The organism is Novosphingobium aromaticivorans DSM 12444 (assembly GCF_000013325.1).
Taxonomy (GTDB): domain Bacteria; phylum Pseudomonadota; class Alphaproteobacteria; order Sphingomonadales; family Sphingomonadaceae; genus Novosphingobium; species Novosphingobium aromaticivorans.
In genome coordinates this window covers 1,771,686-1,786,667 of sequence record NC_007794.1, presented here as the reverse complement: position 1 = coordinate 1,786,667, position 14,982 = coordinate 1,771,686, and the positions used below count along the sequence as shown (strand labels likewise).

Below are 14,982 nucleotides of genomic sequence, written 5' to 3'. Positions count from 1 at the left end.
CCATGGTCGCCACAACGCCACTCGATATCCTGCGCTTCATCGCTTCCCGAACCGCCGAGGGGCTGGAGTGCGTGCTCGTCACGCTCGTCGGGATCGAGGGCGGATCGTCGCGCGCGGTGGGGGCGCAGATGGCGGTGGCGGCGGACGGACGGCGGATTGGCTCCTTTTCCGGTGGCTGCATCGAGGATGCGGTCGCCGCCGAAGCGCTCGAGGCGCTGGCCGAGGGATGGGGGCGAGTGGTGCGCTACGGCATCGGTTCGCCCTATATCGACATCCGCCTGCCCTGTGGCGGCGGGATCGACCTGCTCTTCACGCCTCGTCCCGATCCTGTGGCAATTTCCAGGGTACTTTCGACACTTGCGCGGCGGGAGGCCGGGGCGTTGGTGCTGGGCTGCGATGGCATCGCCCTTGCCGACGAAGCGGTCTCGGCGCCGTGGGACGGCCACGCGCTAACCCATGCCTACCAGCCGACGCTGCGCATCCACGCCTTCGGACAGGGAGAGGATCTTGTCGCGCTGGCCCGGCTGGGCACCGCCTTCGGAGCCGAGGTCCACGCCCTTGCGCCCGATGAATCAACCCGCAACCTCCTGACCGAACAGGGAATTTTGGTAACACCGCTAATCTCGCGAGCCGTCCTGCCACCGCTCGCGAGCGATCCCTGGTCGGCAATCGTGTTCCTGTTCCACGGCCGCGACTGGGAGGAAATGCTGCTGCCGCAAGCAATTGCCCTGCCCGCCTTCTATCACGGCGCGATCGGCAGCCGTCGCACCCACGCGGCCCGCCTCGCGGCACTGCATGCAGCCGAAGTCCCGCCCGAACATATAGATCGGTTGCGCGGCCACATCGGCGTGATCCCGGCAACGCGCGATCCGGCAACGCTGGCCCTGTCTATCCTTGGAGAGATAGTGCCTGAATACAACGCCTTGGCTCATTGGGCTACGTGGATGGGTGAGCCGCTCCTGACCGCCGCTGCGACGTGAGCGAAAGCGACTTCGCGGTTCTTCTGCTCGCGGCCGGCAGGGGATCGCGGTTCGGAGGCGGCAAGCTGGCCGCGCCCCTTGCGGGCAAACCCCTTTCCCGCCACGCAAGCGACCGCCTCGCCACATTGCCGGCCCGGCGACATCTTGCCATCTGCTCCGCCCAAACTCCTGAATTACCGGGATTTGATCGCCTGATCCTGACGCCGCCAGACGCCCCCCTCGCGACCTCCATCGCAACCGGGATCTCAACGCTGGGCCCGGCATCGGCGGTGCTGATAGCCCTTGCCGACATGCCACTTGTCCCAACCCGCCATTTCCAGGCACTGCTCGCCGCGTTCGACGGCGACAGGATCGCGAGCCGGGTCGACGGACGGCTGATGGTGCCGGCCGTGTTCGGATGCCGCCATTTCGGCGCCTTGCTGGAACTGGAGGGAGACCGGGGCGCGGGCGCGCTTCTGCACGATGCTCAGGGGGTGGATTTGCAGGCATCGCTCGCGGTCGATATCGACACGGCCGCGGACCTTCAGCGCGTCGCAGGTGCGGTCAGGTGCGTTTAGGTGCCGTTCGGGTCACGGCGCATTCGGCCTCAATCGATGGGGATGCCGTTGGCGATGAAGAAGTCCGCAACTTCGCCAAGGTGCGCTTCATAGGGGCGCCAAGCCCCCATCGGCCCCTCGTCGCTCTGCGTGGATGCGGCGGCAGCAAGGCACGCGGGATCGGGCTGGAGCCCGCAATGGGCCAGCATCCGGCGCGTCTGCACATCGCGATCGGCAAGGAACTGCTCGTAGGACAGTTCATGAATACGGCCGGGAAGGCGCTGCCGCCAGAACGCTTCAAGTCGCTGGAAGAGCAGCACGTATTGCGCTGTTTCCATTAGACTGTTCGACCATTCCAGACCCTGCCCCACCGACGAAGGGCGCTGGGTGAAGATGCGCCATACGCTGTCCATCGCCCCCCGCTGGACGCAGACGATGGAGGCTCGCGGCAAGGCCTGGGCAATGGCACCGACGTAAAGGAAATTCATCGCCTCGCCATCGACGAAACGGGCGCCCGGCATCGCGCCGGCGCGCGCGAGGTAGCTGCGGCCCAACGTGTCGGCCGACCTTCCGGCGAGGCGGGCAATGGCCGCAGTATCGATTGGCAAGCCAGCTTCCGTCTCGGTGGATTGTCGCAGGGCACCCACCACTGCTCCCGGCGCGGCGCGGGACGCGACGGCCGGATGGGCGGCGACGATGCTTTCGAGGAGGGCGGTGCCGGTGCAAGGCAGGCCGACGACGAAGAGCGGCGCGGCGGTGACCGTGCTGGCGCCCGCGAGCGGCAGTTCGCGAGCGAAGGCGCGGCGCAGCGCTTCGAACAGCGCTTCCTCGGCAGCAAAATCGTAGTCGGTAGTGGCGCGCAAGGCCGCCTTTGCGGCGACGAAGCTGGCAAAGGCTTCGTCGTGACGTCCCTCCTGCTCGAGGCGCCGGGCATCCGCCAGCATGACGTCGGTCCTGTCGCTCGTCGCCTCCACTCGGTGCCCCCGGCAGCGCAATGCCTGTCATCGCGCTGCCAGCCTATCGCCCGCCAGACCAGCGCACCCTACGCCAAACTGCGCATGGCGCGCGTCGCCGGAACGGCCCGCCCCAGCGGACGTTAAGGCTCCCGGGGGCAAGGAGAATTTTGAGATGCCCGCAAAATCCGCAGCGCAACAGAAGGCCGCAGGCGCCGCCCTTTCCGCCAAGCGGGGCGACACGCCCAAGAGCAAGCTGCAAGGCGCATCGCGGTCGATGGAAAAGTCCATGACCGAGAAGGAACTGGAGGAACTTGCCTCGACGAGCCGCAAGGGGAAGCCCGAACACAAGCGCAAGGACTGAAGCGGCCCATGGAACAGTTCTTCACCGCCGTGGCCAACAAGGTTTCCGGCATGGCGGGGCGGCCCGCGACGTTCATCTTCGCACTCGCCATCATCATCGGCTGGGCGCTGAGTGGCCCCCTGTTCCTGTGGAGCGACACCTGGCAGCTCGTGGTCAACACGGGCACGACCATCATAACCTTCCTGATGGTCTTCCTGATCCAGAACAGCCAGAATCGCGACGCCGCGGCAATGCAGGCCAAGCTGGACGAACTGATCCGCGCGGTGGACAAGGCGCGCGAGGGCTTCGTCGGGATCGAGCACCTGACCGACGACGAGATCTGCCGCCTGCGCTCGGCGCTGGAACGGGAAGTCGGGATCGCGACCGACAAGCAGTCGACGACTGACGATTCGGTCGAGCGTCTGCTAGACCGCACCTGACACTGGCGCGGAGAGCATCGAGAATGCACCGGATCGAAACCGACAGCCTGGGCGAAGTGCGCGTGCCCGCAGATGCCTATTGGGGCGCCCAGACGCAGCGAAGCATCGAGAACTTTCCGTTCGGCGAGATGGAGCGGATGCCGATTGGCATCATTCGCGCACTGGCGCTGGTAAAACGGGCAGCGGCGGGGGTGAACCGGGCACACGGGCTAGACCCGACGCTGGCCGACGCCATCGAACGGGCCGCCGCCGAAGTGGTCGACGGCAAGCTGGACGACCAGTTCCCGCTGGTCATCTGGCAGACCGGCAGCGGCACCCAGTCCAACATGAACGCCAACGAAGTCATCGCAGGGCGCGCCAACGAGATCCTTACCGGCAAGCGCGGAGGCAAGAGCCCGGTCCATCCCAATGACCACGTAAACATGGGCCAGTCCTCGAACGACACCTTCCCTACCGCGCTGCACGTCGCGGCCGTCGAGGCGCTGAACCGAGACCTGCTGCCCGCGCTGGGACGGCTGCGGGGCGCGCTGGCGGGCGCGGCGCTCGCGTGGAAGGATATCGTCAAGATCGGGCGAACCCACTTGCAGGATGCGACCCCGCTGACACTGGGGCAGGAGTTTTCCGGCTATGCCGAGCAGTTGCGCGGCATCGAAGCGCACCTGAAGGCCGCCGAGACGCACCTTCTGCGACTGGCGCAAGGCGGGACTGCGGTGGGGACCGGGCTCAATGCGCCGGAAGGCTTTGGCGACGCCATGGCGGCAGAAATCGCCGCATTGACCGGCAGGCCCTTCGTTTCCGCGCCGAACAAGTTCGAAGCGCTCGCCAGCAACGACGCTCTTGTCCAGTTTTCGGGGACGCTTTCGACGCTGGCGGTGGCGCTGACCAAGATTGCCAACGACATCCGCCTGCTGGGTTCCGGCCCGCGCTCAGGCCTTGGCGAGCTGGAATTGCCGGCCAACGAACCGGGCAGTTCGATCATGCCCGGCAAGGTCAACCCGACGCAGGCCGAAATGCTCACGATGGTGGCGGCGCAGGTGATCGGCAATCATCAGGCCGTGACCGTGGGAGGGATGCAGGGGCATCTGGAACTCAACGTGTTCAAGCCGATGATCGGCGCCGCCGTGCTGCGATCGGTCCACCTGCTGTCGACCGGCATGACAAGCTTTGCCACCCGCTGCGTCGAAGGGATCGAGCCGAACCGGCGGCGGATCGCGGACCTTGTCGAACGCTCGCTCATGCTTGTGACCGCGCTGGCGCCGGAGATCGGGTACGACAACGCGGCGAAGATCGCCAAGCACGCGCACGAGCATGACCTGAGCCTGCGACAGGCGGCGCTGGCGCTGGGACTGGTTGACGAGGCGACGTTCGACCGGCTTATCCGACCGGGGGACATGGTCTAGACCTGCGTCCTGCCCCTAAACGTCCGGGAGGGACTGTTGGGCCATTCCCCAGCCGCGCAGCGACTTGCCTTCGCTACGCTTGAGTAGTCCTGCCGTATCGCCGATGCAGAAGGGGTGGGCGTTCGCGAAGTCGTCGAGTTCCTCCCAGGCGATCGGCACCGCGACGGGAGCGTTGGCGCGGGCGCGCGCCGAATAGGGCATGACAGCGGTGCTGCCGCGCCGGTTGCGGAGCCAGTCGATGAAGATGCGGCCCTTGCGCCTGGCCTTGCTCATCGTTGCGACGTAGCGATCGGGTTCCGCCAGGGCGAGCGCGCGGGCAAAACGTTCGGCAAAGCTGGCGTGAGCCTCCCAGGTGTGGTCGGGCCGCAGCGGCACGACGACGTGAACGCCCTTGCCGCCGGAAAGCATGGCAAAGCTGACGAGACCGAGGTCGGACAGGCGGTCACGAATATCGCGGGCGGCGCGCTTGACGTCGTTGAAATCGAGCCCCTCGTCGGGATCGAGGTCGATGACCATCCGTTCGGGCGCCTCGACATCGCTTGCCAGAGAACACCAGCCGTGGAACTCGATCGTGCCCATCTGCACGCACGAGAGAATGCCGGCGGCGTCACTGACGAACAGATACTCCTCCTCGTTGCCATCCTTCTCGCGGATCGGAACGTGGTGGACGTGTTCGCCGAACGAGCCGCTATCGTGCTTCTGGAAGAAGCAGTGGCGCGCGCGCCCCTGAGGACAGCGGACGAGGCTGACGGGGCGGTTGGCGATGAACGGGAGCATCGCGGGCGCCATCGCGGCGTAGTAATCGGCAAGGTCGCCCTTGGTCTGGCCGCTTTCGGGAAAGATCACCCGCTCGCGATTGCTGATCGGCACGATTTCCGGCTGAACGACCAGCGGGGCGGGCCGTTCGGGGACGACGTCCGCGGCCTTCTTGTCTTCGCGCAGACCGACGAAGCTGGCGTGGCGGACACGGCCTTCGGCGGTAAATTCGGCAAAGGCGATTTCCGCGACGAGTTCGGGTTTCAGCCAGGTCACGCCGCGCGCTTCGGTTATGGGCACATCGAGCGGACCTTCGTCGACCTTGAGGGCTTCGAACCGGGTGGCGAGGTCTTGCAGCAGGTCCTCGTCAAAGCCGGTGCCCACCTTGCCCTTGTAGACCAGCGCCTTTCCCTCGCGCTGGGCCAGGAGAAGCGAGGCGAAAGGGCGGCGGCGGGCGCTGGACCGGGTGAAGCCGACGACGATGAATTCCTGGCGGGCCACGCACTTCACCTTCAGCCAGTTCTGCGTCCGCTTGCCCGCATAGGCCGCGTCCGCGCGCTTGCAGATGATCCCTTCCTGCCCCGCGCCGCACAGCGCGCCAAGCAGCTTTTCGCCGCCGCCGATGATGTGGTCGGCGACGTGGATCGGCGGCGAGACCCCGGCAAGCAGCGCGGCGAGCTTCTGCTTGCGCTCTACATTGGGCAGGGGCTTCAGGTCTTCGCCTTCGAGTTCCAGCAAGTCGAAGGCGTGGAACGACAAGGCATCACCCTCGCCCTGTTCGCCATGCCCGCGCTTGAGCACGGCTTGAAGCCGCGAGAAATCGGGATTGCCATCGGCATCGGCGGCGACGATCTCGCCGTCGATCAGGCACGACGGCAGCTTGAGCCCGGCGAGATGGCGGGCAAGCGGCGCGAACTTTTCGGTCCAGTCGAGACCGCTGCGGGTGAAGACGCGGACCTCGGTTCCCCGCACTGCGACGAGCGCGCGGTAGCCGTCGAACTTGATCTCGTACAGCCATTGGCGCCCATCGGGCACCGTATCGACCAGGGTTGCGAGCTGGACGGGCTGGAAGGCGGGTAGCGGTGCGTTCCGGCGCGCCCTGGACGGTGCCTTGCCGCGCGCCTTGCCGACCTTGCGGTTATGCGTGCCTGCTTCTTCCATCACCGAAGCGAAGGCCTTGCCGCGCTTGCCTTTGAGCGAATGGCTGCCAGCCTTGTCGGAGGCGATTTCGGCCATGGTGCGGCCGGTGAGGACGCTGGTCAGGCCGCGCTCGACGAGCTGGTCGCCCTGGCCCGCATAGGCGTCGTCCAGCTTGCGCAGGAGCCAGTTGTCGCGCTTTTCATTGCCGCGACGCTTGAGGCGGACAAGCAGCCATTCGCCCTTCATCCGCTCCCCCTCGAGGCGGAAATGGAGGTGCCCCTTTTCCAGATCCTTGGCGCTCTTGCCCTCGACCGGCTCCCAGGTGCCCTTGTCCCAGAGCATGACGGTGCCGCCCCCGTACTCGCCTTCGGGGATGATGCCTTCGAACCGGGCGTATTCGAGGGGGTGGTCCTCGGTCTGGACAGCGAGGCGCTTGTCGTCGGGATCGGGGCTAGGGCCCCGGGTCACGGCCCAACTCTTGAGCACGCCATCAACCTCCATGCGGAAGTCCCAGTGCAGGCGGGTGGCGTCGTGCTTCTGGACGATGAAGAGATTGCCCGTGGCGCTGGACTTGCGCTTGCCGGCAGGTTCCGCAGTGCGCGCGAAGTCGCGCTTGGCGTTGTAGGCGGCGAGCGGATCGTTGCGCCCCATGGCTCACGCCCGCTTGCGTGCGCGGGGCGCGGCGGCCTTGCGGCGAGGACGGCCCTCGCCTTCCCCGGCATTGCCCTCGCCCAGCGACTTCTTGAGCGCAGCCATGAGGTCGATGACGTTGCCGCCGCTGGGCGCCGCGTCGGCTTCCGGGTCCTCGACGATGCGCTTGCCCTTGGCCTTGACCTTCTTCTCGATGAGCGCGTGGAGCGCGTCGACGTAGCGGTCGTGGAATTGTTCGGGCGCGAACTTCGCGGTCTTCTTCTCGATCAGGCTGGCGGCGAGATCGAGCAGTTCGGGGTCGGCATCGCGCGCGGGAATGTCGCGGAACCAGTTCTGCGCGCGCTGCACCTCGTCGGCATAGCGCAGCACTTCCATGACGAGGCCGCGTCCGCAGGGCTTGATCGAGACGAGCTGTTCGCGCCCGCGCACCGAAAGCTGGCCGAGCCCGACCTTGCCGGTGGTCCGCAACGCTTCGCGCAGGACGATGTAGGCGTCCTCGGCAAGATCGTCGGCGGGGACCACGAAATAGGGCTTTTCGTAGTAGAGCACGTCGACTTCGGCGGCATCGACGAACTGGACGAGTTCAAGCGTCTTGCGGCTTTCGATGCGGACGGATTCGATCTCCTCGTCGTCGAGCAGGACGTAGTTTCCCCGCGAGACCTCGTAGCCCTTGACGATCTCCTCGCGGTCGACCGGCCCCACGCCGGGCGCGACCTTTTCATAGCGGATGCGCTTGCCGCTGGGTTCGTGGATCTGGTGGAAGCTGATGGCAGCGCCACTTCGCGTGGCGGGGTAGACCTCGACCGGGATCGAGACCAGCGCCAGGCGAAGCTGCCCTTGCCAGAAGGCGCGCGCGGCCACGGTCAGCGCCCCCCGGAAAGGGGCAACGCGGCGGGGCGCGGCGAGCGGGAAAGATGGTCTGCCATACCAGGGACTATCGCCGAAGCCCCGCTACGGTTCCCGGCCAACCGCCCGGTTCAGCCCGTGCGCGTGAGTTCGGCTTCCATCATCTTGCGCATCTCGAACTTCTGCGCCTTGCCGGTGACTGTCATGGCGAAGGCTTCGACCACGCGGACATGGCGCGGCACCTTGTAGTGTGCGATGCGGCCCTTGCAGTGGGCGAGGATATCGTCGTGCGAGAGCGCGTGGCCGGACCGCGCGATGACCCAGGCGCAGACTTCCTCGCCGAACTTCTCGTCCGAAACGCCGAAGACCTGCGCATCCTGAACGGCGGGATGGGTGAGGAGAAACTCCTCAATTTCACGCGGGTAGATATTCTCACCGCCGCGGATGATCATGTCCTTGATGCGGCCGGTGATACGGACATAGCCATGTTCGTCCATCGTCGCGAGATCGCCGGAATGCATCCAGCCCTCGCCGTCGATGGCTTCTGCTGTCTTTTCCGGATCGTCCCAGTAACCCAGCATGACGGCATATCCGCGCGAGCAGTATTCGCCCTGCTGGCCGATGGGCAGCGTTTCGCCATCGAGCCCGACGATCTTCGCCTCGGCATGGGGATGGACACGGCCGACAGTGCCGACGCGCTCTTCCAGCGGATCGTCGGTCGCTGTCTGGGTGGTGAGCGGACTGGTCTCGGTCATGCCATAGCCGATGGTCACCTCGGTCATGTTGAGGCGGTCCATGACCTGGCGCATCGTGCTGACCGGGCAAGGCGAGCCGGCCATGATGCCGGTGCGCAAGGTCGATACGTCGTAGCGGTCAAGGTCCGGCTGCGCGAGGATGGTGATGAACATCGTCGGCACGCCATAGAGCGCGGTGCAGCCCTCCTCGGCCACCGCCGCGAGCGCAAGCTGCGGATCGTAGGCCTCGCCGGGGTAGACCATCGCCGCCCCGCTGGCGAGCGCGGCAAGATTGCCCAGGACCATGCCGAAGCAGTGGTAGAGCGGCACCGGGATGCAGATGCGGTCGCGCTGGGTCAGCTTGATCGTGCGGGCGGTGAAATGGCCGTTGTTGAGGATGTTGCGATGGGTGAGCGTGGCGCCCTTGGGAAAGCCGGTGGTGCCGCTGGTGAACTGGATGTTGATCGCATCGTTCTGGTTCAGCGCAGCCTCGGCGGCGGCAAGGCGTGCGGCGTCCGGTTCGGCACGCAGGGCCTCCCATGGCTCGAAGCCGTCGTGGCGATCCGCGCCGAGCACGACCATGCAGCTTACGCCCGGCAGCTTGTCCGGCCCCAGTTCGCGCAGCATCGCCACATAGTCGCTGGTCTTGAAGCGCGCGGCGGTGACAAGGAAGGTGCAGCCGACCTTGTTCAGCGCGTACTCGACCTCGCTGGTGCGATAGGCGGGATTGATGGTAACGAGGATCGCACCGATCCGCGCGGTCGCGAACTGGAGGACGGTCCATTCCGCGCAGTTCGGCGCCCATATGCCGACACGGTCGCCCTTGGCCACGCCCCTGTCGAGCAGGCCCGTGGCGATACGATCGACCTCTGCGTCGAGCTGGGCCCAGGTCCAGCGGATCTGCTGGTGGCGCGATACCAGGGCAAGCTCGTCGCCCCAGAGCGCCGCCGCATCGCGCAGTGCCTGGCCGATGGTCTTTTCAAGAAGGGGCTCGTCGGCGGGCCCCTTCGCGTAGGACAACTGCGTCATCGCTTGATGTTCACCACTTGGGTCTGAGTATATTCGGCAAGGCCCTCGACCGACTGCTCGACGCCCAGACCGCTGCTCTTGAAGCCGGCCATCGGGATGTGCGGGCCGATGGCGATGTGCTGGTTGACCCAGACCTGACCGCTTTCGATGCGCGAGGCGATATCGGCCGCGCGGGCGACGTCCTTCGACCAGACCGAACCGCCAAGCCCGTAGTCCGAGGCGTTGGCGCGGGCGATGACGTCCTCGACATCGTCGAAACGGATCAGCGGCAGGATCGGTCCGAACTGTTCCTCGTCGACGATGCGGTCGCCGTCGGTCACGTCGCGCACGATGGTCGGGCGAATGAAGTAGCCGGCGCGTTCCATGACCTCGCCACCTGCCACGATGGTCCCTTCCTCGCGCGCGGCATCGAGGAAGCCCTTGACCTTCTCGAACTGCATGGCGTTCTGGATCGGGCCGATCTGGGTGCCCTGCTGCAAGCCGTCGTCGACGACGGCCGCTTGCGCCAGCCGCGCCAGTTCGCCGCACATCGCGTCGTAGATGTCGGAGTGGACATAGGCCCGCTTGACCGCGAGGCAGACCTGACCGTTGTTGAGGAAGGCATTGCCGAAGATCGCCTGCGCGGTTTCGCGCACGTCGACGTCTTCGAGCACGATGGCGGGATCGTTGCCGCCGAGCTCCAGCGTCACGCGCTTCAGCGTGTCGGCGCCGCTTGCGGCAATGCGCTTGCCCGTGGCGGTCGAACCGGTGAAGCCCACCTTCGCGACATCCGGATGAGCCGTCAGGTGCGGGCCGAGATCGTTGGCGTCGGTGATGATGTTGACGACGCCCGCCGGGAACACGTCGCGGCAGATCTCGCCCAGGATCAGTGCGCAAACCGGCGTGGTCGGCGCGGGCTTGAGGACGATGGCGTTGCCGGCGAGCACCGCAGGCCCGATCTTCCAGCAGGCGACGAGCAAGGGGAAGTTCCAGGCGATGATGCCCACGACAACCCCGAGCGGCCGATGCCTGACCGCTATGTAGCCACTTTCGTCATCCTGGATCACCCGGTCCGGCAATTCCAGGGTGGCGTAGTGGCGCAGGTATCCGTCCGTCCAGGCGAGTTCGCCCAAGGCTTCGGCCAGCGGCTTGCCCTGCTCCATCGTCAGCACGCGCGCGATCTCGTCCTTGCGGGCGGCAATTGCGTCGGCAAGTTCGATGAGCTTGGCCTGCCGTCCGGCCCACGGCACGGCAGACCAGCCGGGCACTGCCGCCTTCGCCGCCGCAATGGCGGCGTCGGCCTGGGCAGCGGAGGCGCGGGGAACCGTGCAGAACGGCTCCCCCGTGGCCGGGTTGATCACGTCCATCGTCATGTCGCCATCGACGAGGTTGCCGCCGATCAGCAGCTTGTAGTCAGCCATTTTCCTCTCCCGGCGGCTTTGCCGCCTTGTTCTTCAGGATGTCAGAACTTCGCGCCCACTGTCACGCCGTAAGTGCGCGGATTGCCGATGTGGTTGTAGTCGAAGCCGAAGCCCGCCAGCAGGTCCACGCGCGAGGTGAAGTAGAACTTGTTGGACAGGTTCTTGCCCCAGACCGAGGCATTGAAGCGCCCGTCGGCGCTTTCCCAGTCGATGTGCCCGCCGACCAGCGCGTAGGAAGTCTGGCGCAGGCGGGGGATGTTGAGCACTTCGAAGAACTGGCTCGACTGGTAGGCCACGTCCGGGTGGACCGAGAGCTTGCCCATGTCGCCATCGACCAGCGTCAGGTCGATCGTGGCGTTGAAGGTAAAGGTCGGTGCGTTGGACAGGCGGTTGCCGGAAACGTCCACGCCGCTCACGCTGCCGCGCTGGATCTTTGTGGCAAGGACGCCCATGCCGCTGTGCAGGGTCAGCCGGTCGCTGGCGCGGATCGTCAGCTCGGCCTCGCCGCCATAGATGCGCGACTTGGGAATGTTCAGCAGCGTCTGCGAGCCCAGTACCGGGTCGACGTTGATGAACTGCTGGTTGCGGTAGTCGTAGTAGAACCCGGCCACGTTGAGCGTGATGCGGCGGTCGAGGAACTGCGTCTTCGCGCCGACTTCGTACGAGGTCACCTGCTCGGGCTTGGCGACCGAAAGCTCCGACGGATCGAAGAAGGCCTGCGCGTTGAAGCTGGGCGCGCGGTAGCCCCGGCTGACGCTGGCGTAGAGCAGGTTGCCATCGGCCAGCTTGTAGTCGAGGCCGATCTTCCCGGAGAGGTTGTCCTGCGAATAGCTGAGCGAGGACAAGGGGATCAGGTTGGCCACCTCGGACCCGTCGACGCCCAGCGCATCGGAGCGGAAGCCGCTCTGCCGGCCCGTATCGTGGGTATAGCGCAGGCCGCCACGCAGGGTCACCGCATCGGTGACCTGGTACTTGAGGTCCGAATAGATCGCGTAGCTCTTCTTCACCTGGTCGAAGCGGTTGCGGAAGAGGCAGGCGATGCCATCGTCGCTGCCATCTTCGTTGGTCAGGCCTTCGACGCAGTCGTCTGCCGTGACGATGTTGTCGCCGGTAAGGTCAATGTCCTTGCCGATCTCGAAGGCAGTCTCGTTGTAGACCTTCTCGCGGTTGAAGTAGGCGCCGAGGATGAAATCGAACGGGCCACCGGTGTCGCTGGTCAGGCGCAGGTCCTGCGCGAACTGGGTGGCGCGGTCGGTATAGGGGATTTCGAGCAGTTGCGAGGCGGTGCCGTCGGTGTCCTCGTAGAAGAACAGGTTGCCCTTGTCCCACGAGGTGATGCTGGTGACGGTCAGCGTATCCGACACGTCGAAGTTGCTGGTAAGCGCGACCGAATAGGTGCGCGCCTTGCGCTTGGTGGCGATGTTCGAGGCGATCTCCCAGCGGTCGAGACCGGGGCGATTGACGTCTTCGGGCTGGGCATAGATGCCATAGTTCTGCGGGTTCTGGTAGCTGGTCGACGCGCGCAGGACGAAGCGGACGGTATCGCTCGCCTCGAAGTTCAGCGTGCCTCGGATGGCGTACTCGTCGGTCGAGGCGAGATCGGGCTTGCCCGGGACCACGTTCTTGAACCAGCCATCGGCCCGGGCATAAGTGCCCGCGATGCGCAGGGCCGCCTTTTCGCCCAGCGGCACGTTGACCGCGCCGTTGAGGTCGAAGCGGTCATAGTTGCCATAGCCGGCGCTGAAATAGCCGCTGGTCTCGCCCAGCTTCGCACTGTTGGCGATGATGTTGACCGCGCCGCCGGTGGTGTTCTTGCCATAGAGCGTGCCCTGCGGCCCGCGCAGTACCTCGACGCGCTCAAGGTCGAACATGGTGACGCCGAGGAAGGCGAAGTTGCCCTTGTAGACTTCGTCGTAATAGGTTGCGACGGGGCTCGACTGGTTGAGGCTGTAGTCGGACATCGATACGCCGCGCAGCGCGAAGATCGGCGTGTTGTCGCCCACGATCGACGTGAGCTGAAGATTGGCGACCTTGGTCACCAGGCTGTCCACGCTGCCGACCCGCGCCTTGGCAAGCGTATCGCCGCCGATGGCCGAGACCGAGATGGGGACCGATTGCAGGCTTTCCGCACGCTTGGTTGCGGTCACGACGATCTCGCCGTCGGGCACGGCCCTGTCGGATTGCACTTCCTGCGCCAATACGGGCGCTGCGGCGAAAATGGATGCGGCGGCTACCCCTGCCAGCGCGATTCCACGGTAAAGACGTTCCCTCATGTCTTGCCTCCCAATCAGGGCATGTGTGGTTCTGTTCTGTCCTGCGTGAACCCTGCGACCAGTCGCGCTCTCATATCGGCACGTTCGAGCCGCAGGGGGTGGCGCCGCAATTGCCCGATCTCTTCCGGGGTATAAGGCCGGAAGTCGGCGGGCATGTGCGCCGGATCAAATGTGTAGAGCGTCCAGTTGACGAGGTTCGCCAGCCGGACATTGTCGAGATCGACGGTCGAGACCCCGGGCACGCGGCCCAGGAATTCCCGCCCGCCGGGGACGCCGAGAAAGCGCGCGACGACATGTTTCATCGGCGGATTGGATCGGTCGTCGCCGCTCCCGTCCGGCCGATGGCATCCCTGGCACTTCAGCATGTAGTCGATGCGCGCCTGTTGCGGGCTGGTTACCCCGCGCATCGCAGGCTCGCCGGCCCGGACCGCTGCACCCACGGCCGTCGCGGCCACGAGTGCCGCCAATCCGAGCGCGGCCCGCTTCATTTCCCGCCTACCCCGGCATGGAGTTTGGCGACATCAGCGGCGGAGAGGCCGGAACCCGATGCCCGGTGCCCGGCCACCTCCTTGTCGGTGAAGGGCTTGAAGGCAGGGCCCGTCTTCGCAATCTGCGTGCCGACGTGGTTGAGGACGGCAGCAGTCGTCGCATCGTCCAGCACCTGGGCTGGCATGACGCCGCGATAGGGCTTGCCTTCCACGGTGATCGGCCCCGAAAGCCCCTTGATCACCGCGAGCGCGAGATAGCGGCGGCCGGCGGACTTGGCGGCCAGCGCGCGGAAATCGGCACCCAGCGGGGGATAGGCGCCCGGAACGCCCGCGCCGGTGCGTGTGTGGCAAGCCGCGCAGCGGGCAAAGACCGTCGCTCCATCGGGCGCGGCATCCGCCGGCAATGCGAGCGCGAGCAGCGCAGCCGCGGGGACGAGGCCGAAAAGCGCCTTCATTTCGGCGCGTCCAGCGCGACGCCGACAATCACCGCCGTCGAGCAGTTGTAGACGCTGCTTTCGGTGCCCAGGCACCAGTTGTAGTCGTTGTTCGACTGCGGCCGCACCTGCGGGCGGTCGCCCTCGTTGCGGTTGCAAAGGCACTGGCCGCACGAAGAGGTGCCGCAGCAGTCGTTGTAGCTGATCACATAGGCGCGGTTGTCGGCGGGGTTGGTGCAGGTGCCGATCCAGGTGATCGGCGACATCTCGGTTCCCGGCGGGCAGGAGTTCACCGTGCCGCCGCAGCAGGAGCAGAGAAAGCCGTCGATCGCGCAATAGCGCCAGTAATCGCAGCTCGACTGGTCGCCCGGATCCTGCGGATTGCCAGACGAGATGGGAGCATGGGTTGCGCCCCCTCCCCCGTGCGGCGATCCGCTGGCCGCGCGGGCCACGGGAAGCACGGGGAAAGCAGCGGCACCGGTGATCGCGGCGCCCAGCCAGGCTAGCGTGCTGCGGCGAGAACTGCGGCGGGCGACGCCGCGGGCAAGGCGTTCAGTCCACTTGTCGAAACCGGCCATG

General features: G+C 66.2%; 14 protein-coding genes. 5 read left to right on the top strand and 9 right to left on the bottom strand.

The window, feature by feature from the left end; all coding sequences use genetic code 11:
- Positions 1 to 2 precede the first annotated feature (2 nt).
- Together SARO_RS08525 and SARO_RS08520 are read left to right on the top strand one after the other, a co-directional pair.
- Positions 3 to 980, top strand: coding sequence for an XdhC family protein (locus SARO_RS08525; protein WP_011445351.1), 978 nt, complete (start codon positions 3 to 5; stop codon positions 978 to 980).
- Positions 977 to 1,537: a nucleotidyltransferase family protein gene (locus tag SARO_RS08520; protein ID WP_011445350.1), complete on the top strand. Its 561-nt coding sequence runs from the start codon at positions 977 to 979 to the stop codon at positions 1,535 to 1,537. The genes SARO_RS08525 and SARO_RS08520 overlap by 4 nt, the downstream gene beginning before the upstream one ends.
- 29 nt (positions 1,538 to 1,566) lie before the next feature.
- Here SARO_RS08520 and SARO_RS08515 read toward each other — a convergent pair whose 3' ends face one another.
- Positions 1,567 to 2,490, bottom strand: a complete 924-nt coding sequence (locus SARO_RS08515; protein WP_011445349.1) for a sulfotransferase family protein — start codon at positions 2,488 to 2,490, stop codon at positions 1,567 to 1,569.
- A gap of 154 nt (positions 2,491 to 2,644) precedes the next feature.
- Between SARO_RS08515 and SARO_RS08510 the strand changes: the two genes are divergently transcribed.
- Genes SARO_RS08510 through fumC form a run of 3 tightly spaced genes read left to right on the top strand, consistent with a single transcriptional unit; the run spans position 2,645 to position 4,652 of the window.
- Positions 2,645 to 2,833: a DUF3008 family protein gene (locus SARO_RS08510; protein ID WP_011445348.1), complete on the top strand. Its 189-nt coding sequence runs from the start codon at positions 2,645 to 2,647 to the stop codon at positions 2,831 to 2,833.
- A gap of 8 nt (positions 2,834 to 2,841) precedes the next feature.
- Positions 2,842 to 3,252: a low affinity iron permease family protein gene (locus tag SARO_RS08505; protein WP_011445347.1), complete on the top strand. Its 411-nt coding sequence runs from the start codon at positions 2,842 to 2,844 to the stop codon at positions 3,250 to 3,252.
- A 23-nt stretch (positions 3,253 to 3,275) separates the two neighbouring features.
- Positions 3,276 to 4,652 carry a class II fumarate hydratase gene (gene fumC / locus SARO_RS08500; RefSeq protein WP_011445346.1) on the top strand — a complete coding sequence of 459 codons (1,377 nt, stop codon included), beginning with the start codon at positions 3,276 to 3,278 and terminating at the stop codon, positions 4,650 to 4,652.
- A 15-nt stretch (positions 4,653 to 4,667) separates the two neighbouring features.
- On the opposite strand, the gene ligD is transcribed toward fumC, so the two are convergent.
- The 8 genes from ligD to SARO_RS08460 all read right to left on the bottom strand — a co-directional run bounded on the left by ligD (position 4,668) and on the right by SARO_RS08460 (position 14,981).
- On the bottom strand, positions 4,668 to 7,199 hold the full coding sequence (gene ligD / locus SARO_RS08495; protein WP_011445345.1) for a DNA ligase D: 2,532 nt from the start codon (positions 7,197 to 7,199) through the stop codon (positions 4,668 to 4,670).
- 3 nt (positions 7,200 to 7,202) lie between these two features.
- A complete protein-coding gene (locus tag SARO_RS08490) occupies positions 7,203 to 8,060 on the bottom strand; it encodes a Ku protein (protein ID WP_011445344.1) in 858 nt (285 codons plus the stop codon).
- 116 nt (positions 8,061 to 8,176) lie between these two features.
- Positions 8,177 to 9,808 carry an AMP-binding protein gene (locus SARO_RS08485; RefSeq protein ID WP_011445343.1) on the bottom strand — a complete coding sequence of 544 codons (1,632 nt, stop codon included), beginning with the start codon at positions 9,806 to 9,808 and terminating at the stop codon, positions 8,177 to 8,179.
- Positions 9,805 to 11,208 carry an aldehyde dehydrogenase family protein gene (locus SARO_RS08480; protein ID WP_011445342.1) on the bottom strand — a complete coding sequence of 468 codons (1,404 nt, stop codon included), beginning with the start codon at positions 11,206 to 11,208 and terminating at the stop codon, positions 9,805 to 9,807. Before SARO_RS08480 ends, SARO_RS08485 begins: the two co-directional genes overlap by 4 nt.
- 41 nt (positions 11,209 to 11,249) lie before the next feature.
- Positions 11,250 to 13,481, bottom strand: a complete 2,232-nt coding sequence (locus tag SARO_RS08475) for a TonB-dependent receptor (protein ID WP_011445341.1) — start codon at positions 13,479 to 13,481, stop codon at positions 11,250 to 11,252.
- Between the two features lie 14 nt (positions 13,482 to 13,495).
- The gene (locus SARO_RS08470) at positions 13,496 to 13,969 is read right to left on the bottom strand and encodes a hypothetical protein (protein WP_011445340.1); all 474 of its coding nucleotides are present in this window, start codon (positions 13,967 to 13,969) and stop codon (positions 13,496 to 13,498) included.
- Complete coding sequence (locus SARO_RS08465) at positions 13,966 to 14,424, bottom strand: c-type cytochrome (RefSeq protein ID WP_011445339.1); 459 nt, start codon at positions 14,422 to 14,424, stop codon at positions 13,966 to 13,968. The genes SARO_RS08470 and SARO_RS08465 overlap by 4 nt, the downstream gene beginning before the upstream one ends.
- Positions 14,421 to 14,981 carry a methylamine dehydrogenase light chain gene (locus SARO_RS08460; RefSeq protein ID WP_011445338.1) on the bottom strand — a complete coding sequence of 187 codons (561 nt, stop codon included), beginning with the start codon at positions 14,979 to 14,981 and terminating at the stop codon, positions 14,421 to 14,423. The genes SARO_RS08465 and SARO_RS08460 overlap by 4 nt, the downstream gene beginning before the upstream one ends.
- Position 14,982 lies beyond the last annotated feature (1 nt).

Excerpts from the sequence above, each read along its gene's own strand:
- SARO_RS08525 (WP_011445351.1), top strand. The coding sequence starts at position 3 with ATGGTCGCCACAACGCCACTCGATATCCTGCGCTTCATCGCTTCCCGA.
- SARO_RS08510 (WP_011445348.1), top strand. The coding sequence starts at position 2,645 with ATGCCCGCAAAATCCGCAGCGCAACAGAAGGCCGCAGGCGCCGCCCTT.
- SARO_RS08505 (WP_011445347.1), top strand. The coding sequence starts at position 2,842 with ATGGAACAGTTCTTCACCGCCGTGGCCAACAAGGTTTCCGGCATGGCG.
- fumC (WP_011445346.1), top strand. The coding sequence starts at position 3,276 with ATGCACCGGATCGAAACCGACAGCCTGGGCGAAGTGCGCGTGCCCGCA.
- ligD (WP_011445345.1), bottom strand. The coding sequence starts at position 7,199 with ATGGGGCGCAACGATCCGCTCGCCGCCTACAACGCCAAGCGCGACTTC.
- SARO_RS08485 (WP_011445343.1), bottom strand. The coding sequence starts at position 9,808 with ATGACGCAGTTGTCCTACGCGAAGGGGCCCGCCGACGAGCCCCTTCTT.
- SARO_RS08480 (WP_011445342.1), bottom strand. The coding sequence starts at position 11,208 with ATGGCTGACTACAAGCTGCTGATCGGCGGCAACCTCGTCGATGGCGAC.
- SARO_RS08475 (WP_011445341.1), bottom strand. The coding sequence starts at position 13,481 with ATGAGGGAACGTCTTTACCGTGGAATCGCGCTGGCAGGGGTAGCCGCC.
- SARO_RS08470 (WP_011445340.1), bottom strand. The coding sequence starts at position 13,969 with ATGAAGCGGGCCGCGCTCGGATTGGCGGCACTCGTGGCCGCGACGGCC.
- SARO_RS08465 (WP_011445339.1), bottom strand. The coding sequence starts at position 14,424 with ATGAAGGCGCTTTTCGGCCTCGTCCCCGCGGCTGCGCTGCTCGCGCTC.
- SARO_RS08460 (WP_011445338.1), bottom strand. The coding sequence starts at position 14,981 with ATGGCCGGTTTCGACAAGTGGACTGAACGCCTTGCCCGCGGCGTCGCC.